The 13,930-nt window shown below is 71.6% G+C and carries 10 protein-coding genes, 1 tRNA gene and 2 pseudogenes; 3 read left to right on the top strand and 10 right to left on the bottom strand.

All coding sequences use genetic code 11. The features are described 5' to 3' along the window. Positions 1–65: 65 nt before the first annotated feature. Positions 66–2,285, bottom strand: a complete 2,220-nt coding sequence (locus GA0115233_RS20540; protein ID WP_093721725.1) for an MMPL family transporter — start codon at positions 2,283–2,285, stop codon at positions 66–68. A 154-nt stretch (positions 2,286–2,439) separates the two neighbouring features. Continuing rightward, the gene (locus GA0115233_RS20545; RefSeq protein WP_093721726.1) at positions 2,440–3,045 is read right to left on the bottom strand and encodes a TetR/AcrR family transcriptional regulator; all 606 of its coding nucleotides are present in this window, start codon (positions 3,043–3,045) and stop codon (positions 2,440–2,442) included. A gap of 236 nt (positions 3,046–3,281) precedes the next feature. Between GA0115233_RS20545 and GA0115233_RS20550 the strand changes: the two genes are divergently transcribed. Further along, positions 3,282–6,506: a S41 family peptidase gene (locus GA0115233_RS20550; protein WP_093721727.1), complete on the top strand. Its 3,225-nt coding sequence runs from the start codon at positions 3,282–3,284 to the stop codon at positions 6,504–6,506. Positions 6,507–6,636: 130 nt separating this feature from the next. Here the strand turns inward: GA0115233_RS20550 and GA0115233_RS20555 are convergent, their stop codons facing one another. The 4 genes and pseudogenes from GA0115233_RS20555 to GA0115233_RS20570 form a co-directional block, all read right to left on the bottom strand. Further along, positions 6,637–6,819 carry a hypothetical protein gene (locus tag GA0115233_RS20555; RefSeq protein ID WP_093721728.1) on the bottom strand — a complete coding sequence of 61 codons (183 nt, stop codon included), beginning with the start codon at positions 6,817–6,819 and terminating at the stop codon, positions 6,637–6,639. Positions 6,820–6,895: 76 nt separating this feature from the next. After that, complete coding sequence (locus tag GA0115233_RS20560) at positions 6,896–7,780, bottom strand: SDR family oxidoreductase (protein ID WP_093721729.1); 885 nt, start codon at positions 7,778–7,780, stop codon at positions 6,896–6,898. After that, positions 7,777–8,694, bottom strand: a complete 918-nt coding sequence (locus GA0115233_RS20565) for an alpha/beta fold hydrolase (RefSeq protein ID WP_093721730.1) — start codon at positions 8,692–8,694, stop codon at positions 7,777–7,779. Before GA0115233_RS20565 ends, GA0115233_RS20560 begins: the two co-directional genes overlap by 4 nt. A gap of 278 nt (positions 8,695–8,972) precedes the next feature. After that, positions 8,973–10,439, bottom strand: a pseudogene (locus GA0115233_RS20570) (flavin-containing monooxygenase); the annotation flags it as partial. Between the two features lie 177 nt (positions 10,440–10,616). On the opposite strand from GA0115233_RS20570, the gene GA0115233_RS20575 reads away from it, so the two are divergent. Beyond that, complete coding sequence (locus GA0115233_RS20575) at positions 10,617–11,237, top strand: MerR family transcriptional regulator (RefSeq protein ID WP_093721731.1); 621 nt, start codon at positions 10,617–10,619, stop codon at positions 11,235–11,237. 258 nt (positions 11,238–11,495) lie between these two features. Here GA0115233_RS20575 and GA0115233_RS20580 read toward each other — a convergent pair whose 3' ends face one another. Next, positions 11,496–12,305 (bottom strand): exodeoxyribonuclease III, encoded by an 810-nt coding sequence (locus tag GA0115233_RS20580; RefSeq protein ID WP_093721732.1) that lies wholly within the window; start codon positions 12,303–12,305, stop codon positions 11,496–11,498. A 68-nt stretch (positions 12,306–12,373) separates the two neighbouring features. On the opposite strand from GA0115233_RS20580, the gene GA0115233_RS20585 reads away from it, so the two are divergent. After that, the gene (locus GA0115233_RS20585) at positions 12,374–12,856 is read left to right on the top strand and encodes a GNAT family N-acetyltransferase (RefSeq protein ID WP_093721733.1); all 483 of its coding nucleotides are present in this window, start codon (positions 12,374–12,376) and stop codon (positions 12,854–12,856) included. 36 nt (positions 12,857–12,892) lie between these two features. Here GA0115233_RS20585 and GA0115233_RS20590 read toward each other — a convergent pair whose 3' ends face one another. From GA0115233_RS20590 to GA0115233_RS20600, 3 genes and pseudogenes are all read right to left on the bottom strand, one after another. Next, positions 12,893–13,168 carry a hypothetical protein gene (locus tag GA0115233_RS20590; protein WP_093721734.1) on the bottom strand — a complete coding sequence of 92 codons (276 nt, stop codon included), beginning with the start codon at positions 13,166–13,168 and terminating at the stop codon, positions 12,893–12,895. Between the two features lie 97 nt (positions 13,169–13,265). Beyond that, a tRNA-Ala gene (locus GA0115233_RS20595) sits at positions 13,266–13,339 on the bottom strand. A gap of 123 nt (positions 13,340–13,462) precedes the next feature. Next, a pseudogene (locus GA0115233_RS20600) lies at positions 13,463–13,930 on the bottom strand (hypothetical protein); the annotation flags it as partial.

Raw genomic sequence — 13,930 nt, forward strand, 5'->3', positions numbered from 1 at the left:
GCCGGTGAGGGCGCCACCGTCCCCACGCTGGCCCTCACCGGCTGGTCCTTGTCAGGAGCCGTACGTCACACGCGTACGAGTTCCTTGTCGTCGTCCTCCGCGCGGGAGTCCTCCCCGGCGGTCTTCAGGCCCTCGCCCTCGACGTCGACGTTGGGCAGGGCGCGGTCCAGCCACTTCGGCAGCCACCAGGCCCGCTTGCCGAGCAGGGCCAGGACCGCCGGGACGATCGCCATGCGGACCACGAAGGCGTCGAAGAAGACGGCGATGGCGAGGCCGAAGCCGATCATCTTGACCATCGACTCGGAGGAGCCGATGAAGCCCGCGAAGACCGCCATCATGATCACCGCGGCGGCGGTGACCACCCGCGCCCCGTGCCGGAAGCCGGTGACCACGGCCTGGCCGGGGGTCTCGCCGTGGACGTACGCCTCGCGCATCCGGGTCACCAGGAAGACCTCGTAGTCCATCGCGAGGCCGAAGACCACGCCGACCATGAAGATCGGCATCATCGACATGATCGGGCCGGTCTCCTCCACGCCCAGCAGGCCGGACAGCCAGCCCCACTGGAAGACCGCGACCACGGCGCCGAGTGCGGCGAGCACGCTCAGCAGGAAGCCGAGCGCCGCCTTCAGCGGGACGAGGACCGACCGGAACACCGCGATCAGCAGCAGGAAGGCCAGGCCCACGACGAGCGCCAGGTACGGGATCAGCGCGTCGTTCATCTTCTGCGAGAAGTCGATGTTCATCGCCGTGGTGCCGCTGACCAGTACCTCGGTGTCGGTGTCGGCCTCGATGCCGGCGCCGGTGTCGCGGATGGCGTGGACCAGGTCCTCGGTCTCGGTGGAGGAGGGCTTGGAGTCGGGGATGACGGTGATGGTGAAGGTGTCCCCGGGCTTGTTGAACGTCGCCGGGGTGACCGTGACGACGCCGTCCAGGTCCTTGATCTCGTCGGCGACCTCGGTGGCGGCGGCCTTGGGGTCGGCGCTGCCCTTGGCGTCGCCGACGACCATCAGGGGGCCGTTGAAGCCGGGGCCGAAGCCCTCGGAGAGCAGGTCGTAGGCGCGGCGCTGGGTGGTGGAGGTGGGCTGGGAGCCGTCGTCGGGCAGGCCCAGTTCCAGGGAGGCGACCGGTACGGCGGCGGCGCCGAGGCCGATGACACCGAACAGCAGTACGACGACAGGGCGGCGGACGACGAAGCTCGCCCAGCGGGTGCCCATGTTGGGCTTGGCGGACGCCTTCGCGCTCTTCTTCCTCCGGCCGAGCAGCTTGCTCCGGGCGCCCGCGGGCTGCACCTTGCGGCCCGCGTAGCCGAGCAGCGCCGGGATCATGGTCAGGGCGATCAGGACCGCGATGACGACGGTGCCGGCGGCGGCGATGCCCATCTTGGTCAGCATCGGGATGTTGACGACCGACAGGCCCACCAGCGCGATCACGACGGTGAGACCGGCGAAGACGACCGCGGAGCCCGCGGTGCCGGTGGCGCGGCCGACGGCCTCCTCGCGGCTGCGCCCCTCGGCGAGCTCGGCGCGGTAGCGGGAGACGATGAACAGCGCGTAGTCGATACCGACGGCGAGGCCGATCATCGTGGCCAGGGTGCCGGTGGTGGAGCCCAGTTCGAGCGCGTTGGCGAGGGCGGTGATGGCGGAGACGCCGATGCCGACGCCGATCAGGGCGGTCAGCAGCGGCAGTCCGGCCGCGACCAGCGAGCCCAGGGTGATGACGAGGACGACGGCGGCGACCGCGATGCCGATGATCTCGGTGGAGCCGGTCTCGGGCGTGGCCTGGAGCGCGTCACCGCCGATCTCCACGGTCAGGCCGCTCTCGCGGGCCTCGTCGGCGGCGTGTTCCAGGGCCTCCTTGGAGGAGTCCTCCAGTTCCATGCCGGAGACCTCGTAGCGGACCTGGGCGTAGCCGACGCGGCCGTCCTTCGAGACGGACTTCGTCTCGAAGGGGTCGGTGACCGAGACGACCTCGGAGCCGGTGCCGAGCTCCTTGACGGCCTGCTGGACGGCGGACTTGTGCCCGGCGTCGGCGAGCTTGTCGCCGTCCGGCGCCTGGAAGACGACCCGGGCGGTCGCTCCGTCGGCGCTGGAGCCGGGGAAGCGCTCCTCCAGCAGGTCGAAGGCCTTCTGGGCCTCGGTGCCGGGTATGGAGAAGGACGAGTTGCCCGCGGCGGGCGCGGAGGCGGCGCCGACGCCGGCGAGCGTCAGCAGGGCCACCCATATGAGGGCGACGAAGTGCCGGCGCCGGAAGGCGAGACGGCCCAGTCGATAGAGGAACGTGGCCACGGAGGCGTACTCCCGGTCAGGTCGTGGGGGTGTGCAGGGCAGGGTGGATCGGCCCGTGAACAAGGCGGTTCCGGGCAGGGTGGGTCAGCCCGGCGACGTGAGCGGTGACGTCAGGTGGAGGGCTTGCTGGGGACTCGCCGGCCGGGTGGGCCGGTCAGTCGCTGGGGGCGCCGAGGGCGGGGAGGACCACGGCGTCGATGTAGGACAGCAGGAATTCCTGCGTGGGTGGCAGCTCGTCGATGAGCGTCCGGGCGGCGAACCCGCCGAGCATCATGTGCATCATGTAGTCGATCGCGGGGTTGTCCGCACGGACCTCGCCCCGGTCGATCGCCCGCTGCACCACCCGGCGGAACTCCGCCAGTTCGGGTTCGATCAGGTGCTCCCGGAACGCCGCCAGCAGATCGGGGTTGCTGTGCACGGCCATGGCGAGCCCGCGCATGAGCGCGGAGTTCTGCTCCATCTCGCAGTCGTCCGAGCGCAGGGTGAGGGCGTGCAGGTCGCCCTTGAGCGAACCGGTGTCGATGTCGCCGAGCCCGATGCCGCCCGGCTTGGTGTGCCGTACGGCCTTGGCCACCAGCTCGGCCTTGCCGCCCCACTGGCGGTAGAGCGTGGCCTTGCTGGACTTGGTGCGCGCGGCGACCGCGTCCATGGTGAGGGCGTCGTAGCCGACCTCGCGGAGCAGGTCGAGTACGGCGCCGTACAGCTCGGCCTCGCGCTCGGGCGTGATCCGGCTGCGGCGCGCGGTTGCGGCCTCGGCCATGACACTCTCCTCTCCGCTGCCCCCGGACAAGTCCACCGCGCGGTTCACCGGGAGCCTGGGAGGCTCGCGGATTCACCGGCAGAGCCGGGGAGGCCCGCCTGCGAACGACACGGTTTCGTACAGGACGAATGTACCCCAGCGACTATCGAAACGAAACGGTTTCGTACGTGTCCTGGGTCACGCGATCCGATTTTTCATAAGTTGCCCGGGCCCATCCCCCGGAAAAGCATGAGGAGGTGAGCTACCTGCGCATGCCCCACATCAACGGCGACCTGTTGTGCTTCGTGAGCGAGGACGACCTCTGGCTGACCCGACTGGACGGACCCGGCCGCGCCTGGCGGCTCACCGTCGACCGCACCAAGGCGGGCCACCCCCGCTTCTCCCCCGACGGCACGCACATCGCGTACACGAGCTGGCGCACCCTGGACCCCGAGATCCACCTGGTCCCGGCCGACGGCGGCCCCGCGCGGCAGCTCAGCCACTGGGGCACCGCCGACACCCAGGTCACCGGCTGGACCCCGGACGGCGACATCCTCGCCGTCGCCTCCCACGGCGAGCCCTTCTCGTACTACACCTGGGCCTACAAGGTCACCCCGGACGGCTCCCCCGGCCGCAAACTGCCCTGGGGTCCCGTCAGCGACATCCAGGTCGCCGACCTGGCCGGGGAACGCAGGACCCTGCTGCTCACCGGCACCCCGCCGCACGAACCCGCCTCCTGGAAGCGCTACCGGGGCGGCGCGACGGGCCGCCTGTGGTTCCACGGCGAACGGCTGCTGGCAGGCCTCGAAGGTCATCTCGCCTGCCCCATGTTCGTCGGCGGCCGGATCGCCTTCCTCTCCGACCACGAAGGCGTCGGCAACCTCTACTCCTGCGCCCACGACGGCTCCGGCCTGCGCCGCCACACCGACCACGACGCCTTCTACGCGCGGCACGCCTCCAGCGACGGCACGCGCGTGGTCTACCAGTGCGCGGGCGAGCTGTGGATCCTCGACGATCTCGACGCCGAACCGCGCAGGCTGGACGTACGGCTCAGCGGCCCCCGCGCGGGGCGGCGCCGCTACCAGGTGCCCGCCGCCCAGCACGTCGACGGCATCTCCGTGGACGAGACGGGCCGCGCCAGCGCCGTCGTCGTACGCGGCAGCCTGTACTGGCTCACCCACCGCGACGGCCCCGCGCGCACCATCACCGACACCCCGGGCGTACGCGTCCGGCTCCCGGAGATGCTCGGCCCGGCCGGTCAGGTCGCCTACATCACCGACGCCGAGGGCGAGGACGCCGTCGAGATCGCCTACCTGCCCCGCGCCACCGGCGACCGCGAACCGCGCCGGCTGGCCTCCGGCGAACTCGGCCGGGTCCTCGAACTGGTCTCCGACCCGCAGGGCGAACGCCTGGCCATGGCCGCGCACGACGGACGGCTCCTGCTGCTGGACGCCACCGAGGACTCCAACGGCGAGGTCACCGAGCTGATCCGGTCCATCAACGGCCCCGTCCGCGACCTCGCCTTCTCCCCCGACGGTGGCTGGCTGACCTGGTCCCACCCCGGTATCGGACGCTCCCTGCGGCAGATCAAGATGGCCCGCATCAAGGACCGGTTCATCGTCGACGTCACCAACGGCCGCTTCGAGGACGAGAACCCGGTCTTCACCAGCGACGGCCGCTACCTCGCCTTCCTCTCCTGGCGCGGCTTCGACCCGGTCTACGACGTCCACACCGGCGACCTGTCCTTCCCGCTCGGCTGCCGCCCCTACCTGGTGCCGCTGTCGTCGGCGACGCCGAGCCCGTTCGCGCTCAGCCCCGAGGGCCGCCCGGCGGCCGGGGGCCTGGACCCGGTGGAGGACGAGGGCGGCGAGGGCGGCACGGTGACCGTGGAGAGCGAGGGCCTGGAGAGCCGCGTGACGCCGTTCCCGGTCGCCGCCTCCAAGTACTCCGCGCTCTGCCCGGTGGCCGGCGGCGGCCTGGTCTGGCTGCGCTGGCCGATCTCCGGAGCGCTCGGCGAGACCTTCGCCAACCCCGACGACACCAGCGGCCGTCCCACCCTGGAGCACTTCTCCATCAGCAAGGCCAAGAAGTCCGAGCTCGTCGAACACCTGGACTGGTTCGCGATCAGCGGCGACGGCAGCCGCCTGGTCGTCGTCGACGAGGGTGACCTGCGCGCCGTCCCCGCCACCGAGACCGGCGACAGCGACTCCACGGTGTGGATCGACGCCCGCCGCATCGTCCACCACGCCGACCCGGCCGCCGAATGGCGCCAGTCGTACGAGGAGGCGGGCCGGCTGATCCGCGCCTACTTCTGGGACCCCGGTATGTGCGGCATCGACTGGGACGCGGTACTCGCCCAGTACCGGCCGCTCGTCGACCGCGTCGCCTCCCCCGACGAGTTCGCCGACCTGCTCCGCGAGGTCCTCGGCGAACTCGGCACCTCCCACGCCTACGTCGCCGCGTCCCGCCGCAACGAGGGCCCGCCCCACTACCAGCGCCGCCAGGGCCTGCTCGGCGCCAACTTCGTACGGCGCGAGGCGGGCTGGACGGTGCGCCGGATCCTGCCCGGCGACTCCTCCGACTCCAAGGCCCGCTCCCCGCTGGCGGGCACCGGCATCCGCGAGGGCGCCGTCCTCACCCACGTCGACGGCCGCCCGGTGGACCCGGTGGCGGGACCGTATCCGCTGCTCGCGGGCACGGGCGGTACGACCGTGGAGCTGACCTTCACCCCGACCGAGGGCGAGGGCCGCTCCCGCCGGGTCGCCGTGGTCCCGCTGATCGACGAACGGCCCCTGCGCTACCAGGACTGGGTCGCCAAGCGCCGCGAGGTCGTACGGGAGTTGAGCGGCGGGCGGTGCGGCTATCTGCACATCCCGGACATGGGCGGCTCCGGCTGGGCCCAGTTCAACCGCGATCTGCGCATGGAGGTCTCCCGGCCCGCCCTCATCGTCGACGTACGCGGCAACGCGGGCGGCCACATCAGCGAACTCGTCGTGGAGAAACTCACCCGCACCATCCTCGGCTGGGACCTGACCCGCAACGCCCAGCCCGTCTCCTACGCCTCCAACGCCCCGCGCGGCCCCATCGTCGCCCTCGCCGACGAGGCGACCTCCTCCGACGGCGACATGATCACGGCCGCCTTCAAACTGCTGAAGCTGGGCCCGGTCGTCGGGCAGCGCACCTGGGGCGGGGTCGTCGGCATGACCGGCCGCCACCAGCTGGGCGACGGCACGGTGATCACGGTGCCGATGAACGCGGCCTGGTTCGACGCGTACGGCTGGTCCATCGAGAACAAGGGCGTCATCCCCGACCTGGAGATCCTGCGCACCCCCCTGGACTGGGCGGAGGGCCGCCACGCCCAGCTCGACGACGCGGTGCAGCTCGCCCTGGAGCTGCTGGAGACGAACCCGCCGGCCGACCCGCCGGACTACGCGCACGTACCGGACCGGACGCGGCCGAAGCTGCCGCCGCGCACGGCCTGAGGCTCAGGGTGGGATGTGGCTCCGGGCCGGATGGGCTCCGGCTGCATGAGTCTCCGGGCCGTGCGAGACCCCGGGCCGCATGAGAAAGGGCGCCCCCAGTGGGGGCGCCCTTTCCGCTCAGCACGCAGCGTCAGGATTCATAGTCCTGGTCGAAGCGCTCCTGCTCCTCGCGCCGCGAACGCTCCATGTCCTCGTCGCGGTCGCGCTGCTGGCCACGCTGCTGCTGGCCGCGCTCGCGGCCCTGCTGCATCTTCTCCTTGGCCTGCTGCTGGAGCTGCTCGGACTTCTCCTGGAACTGGTCCTTCATGCCCATGCGGTTTCACTCCCAAGATGGGTGAGGGGATCGGGCACGACCAGACTCACACGCGCCGTAACGCTCCGCATGTCGATCAGTCACGCTGTGTAGCGCGCTCCTTCTCGTCGGCGGCACCGCCCGCTCCGACCAGCCCGATCCGCATGCCGTCGAGCCGGTCCGCGAACCTGCGCATCTCCCGCTGCCCGACGGTCCCGATGAGCCCCGGCAGATAGCCGCGCACGCCCTGCATCCCGCGCAGCCACCACTGCCCGTACACATGCGCCGAGCGGCGCTCGATCCCGGCGACGATCCGGTCGACCGCGGGCCCGAGCGGGTACGTCTTGTTCGACGGCCACGGCAGCCGCTGCCGCAACTCCCGCATCACGTCGTCCTGATCGGCCCCGCGCACCATGTCCGTGTCGGTCCAGGACAGGTACCCGACGCCGACCCGTACGCCCTTGTAGCCGACCTCGGCGCGCAGACTGTGCGCGTACGCCTCCACACCCGACTTGGACGCGCAGTACGCGGTCATCATCGGCGCCGGGGTGATCGCGGCGAGCGAGGCGATCTGGAGCAGATAGCCGCGGCTCTCCATGAGCAGCGGGAGGAACGCCCGCGCGGTGACGGCCGATCCGATCAGGTTCACCTCGATGACCCGCCGCCACGCCTCCGGGTCGGAGTCCACGAAGGGTCCGCCGGAGGCGACCCCGGCGTTGGCCACGACGATGTCGACCTTCCCGAACCGCTCCTTGACCTCCCTCGCCACCCTCGCCATCGCCTCGTGGTCGGTGACATCGGCGTACCAGTGGTCACTGTCGCTGTGCAGCCGCTCGGAGACCTGCTTGAGCGCGTCCGCCTCCAGCCCGACCAGCGCCACTTTCGCGCCCCGCGCGGAGAGCTTGCGGGCGAGCAGCTCCCCCACGCCCCGCGCCGCTCCGGTGACGACGGCGACCTGTCCTTCGAGGCTCACCCTGCTCATGCGCCCTCCTTGATCTGTACGTAGGCGACGACGAGTTCCCGAATCCTGGTGCTGACCAGCTCCGGCGCCTCCACCGGCGTCATGTGCCCGACCCCGGGCAGTTCGGTGAGCCCGGTGCACGCCGGCAGCGCGGCGGCCAGCGACCGCGCGTGCACGGGCGGCGTGAGCCGGTCCGCGGTACCGACGACGACCGCGGTCGGCACCGTCAACTGCGGTACGCCGTGGTCCAGATCCAGCGCGTCCAGCACCTGCGACCAGGCGTGCCGCACCTTCCGAGGACAGGCGTGCACGATCCGCGCGCACGCCTCGACCATGTGCGGCGCCGAACCCGGGCCCATGGTCCCGTACTTGAGCACCCGCCGCGCGAGCGGCGTGACCGGCCCGAGCGGCGCCCGCGACCCGAGGATCTTCTTGGTCAGCCACGTCCGCGCCCGCCCCGGCCGCAGCGGTACGACGGTCGACTCTGCGACCAGCCGCGACGCACCGGTACTGCACAGCAGGACAGCCGCCGCGTGCTCCTTCACCTCCGGCCGCGCGGACGCCGCCAGCACGGTCATCCCGCCCATGGAGTGCCCGGCGAGCACCGCCTTCTCCCCGGGCGCGAGCGTCGCCTTCAGTACGGCCACCAGGTCGTCGGCGAGCGCGTCGGTGCTGCAGGCCGGGCTCGCCGGGCTGCGTCCGTGGCCGCGCTGGTCGTAGGCGATGACGCGGTGGTCGGTGGCCAGCTCCCGGATCTGCGCGGCCCAGAAGGCGGTGGAGCAGGTCCAGCCGTGGGCGAGGACGACGGGGGGCGCGTTGTCGGGGCCGTGCACCTCCACGTGCAGACGCGCGCCGTCCGCGGAGGTCGCGGTGAGTTCGCGGGCGGGGGTGGGTGGGGCGTAGGGGCCGGAGCTGACGTGGGTGAGGCGGCTCATGCGTCTACCTCCGGGCGGGTGGTGGGAGCGGAGGGGGTGGTGGGGCGCTCGGGTGGGCTGGCGCTGTTGTTCGCGCCTTCGCGCTGTTCGGCGGGGCTTGTGTCCGCGTTGGCGCGGCTGTTCGCGCTCTTGCGCCCCTTGGTGGGGGAGGCGCTGCTTTTCTCGCTGTTGCGCTCCTTCGGTTGGCCAGCGCCGTTCTGCGCGCTGATGCGCTCTTCGGACGCGCTGGCGCTGTCCCGCGCGCCCTCGCGCCCCTCGGCGCCGCCCTGCGCGCTCACGGCGCGCACCACCGCGTACTCCGCGAGCTCCACGCGGCGCGTCGCGCGCCGGAACTCGCTCGTCGTACCGGGCCAGATGGTGGTGTTGCGCCCACTCGCGTCCAGGTACCAGCTCGTGCAGCCACCCGTGTTCCACACCGTGCGCTTCATGCGCTCCTGCACGCGCCGGTTCCAGGCGTGCACGGCGCTCGGCCGGGCGTCCAGGGCCACGCGTCCGCCGAGGACGTTCAACTGCCGCAGGTAGTCCGCCATGTAGTTGAGCTGGCTCTCGATCATGAGGATCATCGACGAGTTCCCGAGCCCGGTGTTGGGCCCGATGATCGTCATCCAGTTCGGGAACCCGGCGGCGGACGCGCCCCGCAGTGCCTGCATGCCGCCCTTCCACGTCTCGGCGAGCGTGCGCCCGTCCGCCCCGACGACCCGTTCCGCGATGGGCATGTCGGTGACGTGGAAGCCGGTGCCGAAGACGATGGCGTCGACCTCCGCCTCGGTGCCGTCGGCGGCGACGAGCGTGGACCCGCGCACCTCGGCGAGCCCGCTGGCGACCACGTCGACATTCGGCCGGGCGATCGCCGGGTAGTACTCGCTGCTGAGCAGGATCCGCTTGCAGCCGATGCGGTAGTCCGGGGTGAGTTTGGCGCGCAGCTCGGGATCCTTGATCGCGCGGGCCATGTTCTGCCGGGCGAGCCGCTCTACCAGACCGAGTTCGTTCGGGTGCTTGGTGAACGCCTGGACCTGGAGCTCCCTGATCCCCCACAGCAGCCCGCGCCGGGCCTGGGTCGTGAAGGGGAGCCGCCGGTGCAGCCAGCGCTCCGCGCCGCTGATCGCGCGGTCCATGCGCGGCATGACCCACGGCGGGGTGCGCTGGAAAAGGGTGAGCCGCTCGGTGAGCGGCTGGATGGCCGGCACGATCTGGATCGCGGAGGCACCGGTACCGACCATGGCGACGCGCTTGCCGCGCAGGTCGTAGTCGTGGTCCCAGCGCGCGGAGTGGAAGACCTTGCCCGGGAAGGAGTCGAGCCCGGGGATCTCCGGGATCTTGGGGTCGGAGAGGGGCCCGGTGGCCGACACGACCACGTCGGCGGAGAGGTTCCCACTGGTGGTCTCGATGTCCCAGCACAGCCGCTCGGCGTTCCAGGCCATCCGCTTCACCTCGGAGTCGAAGCGGATGTGCGGGCGCAGCCCGAAGGTGTCCGTGACGTGCTCCAGGTAGGCGCGGATGTGCTCCTGACCCGAGAAGGTGCGCGGCCAGTCCGGGTTGGGCGCGAAGGAGAAGGAGTACAGGTGCGACGGAACGTCGCAGGCACACCCGGGATAGCTGTTGTCGCGCCAGGTGCCGCCTACGCTGGAGGCCCGCTCCAGGACGACGAAGTCGGTGACGCCCTCGCGCCGCAGCCGCACCGCGGCCCCGAGCCCGCCGAAGCCGGATCCGATCACCGCCACCCGTACATGCTCGTGTCCGGTCATCCCGAAGCCCCTCCACAGCCCATGCGACTCTGCCAGTGAACACTGGCGCAATGGGAGGGTAGAGCAGCTCTGTACTCATGGGTAGGGGGCGGGCCGAGGAAAGTTACCCCTGGTACGCCATAGGCTTCCGGCGTGGCACAAGACGCTGGACAACCCGAGGGCCGTCGCGAGTACCGCATGGAGGAGCTGGCCCGACTGGCCGGCATCACCGTGCGCACCCTGCGCTTCTACCGCGAACGCGGACTCATCCCGCCGCCCCGCCGCGAGGGCCGTATCGCCTGGTACGACGACCGCCACCTGGCCCGGCTGCGCACGATCTCGGCGCTGCTGGAACGCGGCCACACCCTCAGCGGCATCGCCGAACTGGCCGAGGCGTTCGACCACGGCCGCGATGTCGCCGACCTGCTCGGCATGGACTCCCCCACCGAGGAGACGCCGGTCCGTCTCACCCCCGAGGAACTCGCCGACCACTTCGCCGGTGAGGTCACCCCGGAGAACCTGGCCGCCGCCATGGAACTCGGGTACCTCGCCACCGACGGCGAGGAGATCGTCCACATCAGCCGACGCCTGCTGGACGTCTCCTCAGCCCTGGTCCGCGAGGGCATCCCGCTCGCCGAGGTGCTGGCGGCGGGCAAGGAACTGCGCGCCCACGCCGACGTCCTCGCCGACCTCTTCGCCAACCTCATCCTCCGCCACGGCACCGAGGAGGACCTGCCCCGTCTGCGTCCCCTGGCCCGAAGTGTGGTGGAGGCGGAGATGTCGCTGGCCCTGGACCGCCGCCTGCGGAAGCGGTCGTAGAGCGGGCGCGTGAGCAGGCGTCGGGGCGCGCGAGCGGTCGTCGGGGCGCGCGAGCGGTCGTCGGGGCGCACGCGGGAAGGTGGGGGCGCGTTCAGGAAGACAGGGGCGCACGCAGCACACGAAGCACCCCCGGCGCACGCGGGCGGCGCGCACGGGCCGACGGAAGCCGATGGGAAAGGCGGGCGCCACGCCAGGGCGCGCACGCCCGTACCACCACGCGCCCGCGCACGCTCGGCGCACACTCACCCCACCGTGCGCCTACACGCGCTCCTCGTACACAACCGTCACCGGCGCATGATCCGACCAACGCTCCGCATGCGTCGCCGCGCGCTCCACGAAACCCTTGACCGCCCGCCGCGCGAGCCCGGGCGTCGCGATCTGGTAGTCGATGCGCCAGCCCGTGTCGTTGTCGAAGGCACGCCCCCGGTACGACCACCAGCTGTACGGCCCCTCGACGTCCGGGTGCAGGGAGCGCACGACGTCGACGTAACCGCCCTGCGCCGGATCGAGCACCTGGCCGAGCCACTCGCGCTCCTCGGGCAGGAAGCCGGAGTTCTTGGTGTTGCCGCGCCAGTTCTTCAGGTCGGCCTTCTCGTGGGCGATGTTCCAGTCGCCGCAGACGACGACCTCGCGCCCGTCGGCGGCGGCACGTTCGCGCAGTTCTTTGAGGTAACCGAGGAACTCGCCCATGAAGCGGATCTTCTCGTCCTGGCGCTCGGTCCCGACCTCGCCGGAAGGGAGGTACAGAGAGGCGACGGTCACACCGGGAAGGTCGGCCTCGACGTACCGTCCACTCCCGTCGAACTCGCTCGACCCGAAGCCGACCTGGACGCGCTCGGGCTCGCAGCGGGTGTAGAGGGAGACGCCCGCGCGCCCCTTGGCGGCGGCCGGAGCGTGTACGACATGCCAGCCCTCGGGCGCCCGTACGGCCTCCGGCAGCTGCTGCGGCTCCGCGCGCACCTCCTGCAGGCACAGCACATCGGCGGAGGTCTCGGCCAGCCACTCCACGAAGCCCTTCTTCGCGGCAGCGCGCAGCCCGTTCACATTCACGGAGGTCACAGTCAGCACCCGGGCACCATACCCGTGAACTGGACCGAGTCCAGATTCCGACTGCTTACGACTGTACGGTTACCTGCATGTACATACGTCGTGTCTCCTTCGACCACCCCGACGCCGTCAAGCTCAACGACGCGGTCCAGGCGGAGTACGCCACCCGCTACGGCGACGACGGCGACGCCACGGTCATGGCCACGGCGGATTTCGAGCCGCCGAACGGTGTGTATCTCATCGCTTACGACGAGGACGGAACCCCGGTCGCCTCCGGCGGCTGGCGCGCCCGTGACGCGAACGACGAGGGCAACCTGGACGGCGACGCCGAACTGAAGCGGATGTATGTGATCGACGCCATGCGCGGCCGCGGCCTCGCGCGCCGCATCCTCGCCGCATTGGAGGAGGACGCCCGCGCCGCCGGCCGCGTCCGCATGGTCCTGGAGACCGGCGCCAAGCAGCCGGAGGCCGTCGCCCTGTACGAGTCCAGCGGATACGAGCCGTGCGCGAAGTTCGGCTACTACCGCTTCCACGAACTGAGCCTCTGCTACGCCAAGCCGCTCAACCCCTGAGCGACGGGCCTCACCCGCCCCCGCCCCTGCGGCTGTTCAGGCAGTGCCGCGCTCGGCGCGAATGCCACGCCGGGCGCGGATCTCCCGCAGCGCCAGCACGAGGCCGGCGAGGTTGAAGGGGAAGGCGATGGCCTCGGCGATCTGCGGAATATCGAAGGCCCGCAACAGGCTCGCGGCGTCCGCGATCAGAAAGAGCGCCAGCGGGAGATACCTGCGCCACACGGGCAGGTCCCGCATCCGCACGACGGTGACCGCCAGCCGAAGGGCGAGACAGAAGATCGTGATGCCCAGGGCAGCGACTGCGATCGGCATAAGGAGTCACGTCTCCATGCCCGGTGAAAGGAACGGGAGTTGGCACAACATGTCGAAGCCCCGGTCGGGATAATCCCTACCGGGGCTTCGAGCTGCGTGGACCTGAGGGGATTTGAACCCCTGGCCCCCTCGATGCGAACGAGGTGCGCTACCGGACTGCGCCACAGGCCCTTGCAACGAGTGAAACTCTAGCATCCCGATCCGCCCGCTTGGAAATCCGTTCCTCGCCGGGGCCCGACCCGTTGCAGGTGGGGCGCCCGTGCGATCCCGGCGCGCGGACGGGGCGGGCCGCTCCTACTCGTTGGCCGCCCGCGGGCGGCCACCGTCCTCGTACTGGTCGAACAGCGGCGTACGCCCGCGCTCCCGCGCCCGCCGCGCGGAGGCTGCCCGGCGGGCGTCGCTGCGCTCGCCGCCGTCGGCCGTGTCCGCGCTGCCGTCCGCGTCCGCCCGCTCGGCTCCGCCCGCGCGCGACTCGCCCGAGTCCTGCTCCGGCGCGACGGCGCTGGAACGCGCCGAACTCCACGCGTCGGGCGCCTCCAGGTCCACGTCGGCAGTGGCCCGCGGCGCGACCGGCGCGGTCACGTACGTCGGCAACGGCACCGGCACCGGGTCCCAGCTCTCGCCCTGCCCCGGCCGCCGCTGACGCTCACGCTGCTGGTCGACCCACTCGGCGTGGTCGGTCTGCTCGACCAGCGCGCGCCGGTCCGCAGCCAGCGCCTCCAGGCCCGGGTCGCTCTGCGGCTCGGGGCCGGCTTGGTCGGG

It is taken from the genome of Streptomyces sp. DI166, assembly GCF_900091315.1.
Classification (GTDB): domain Bacteria; phylum Actinomycetota; class Actinomycetes; order Streptomycetales; family Streptomycetaceae; genus Streptomyces; species Streptomyces fuscus.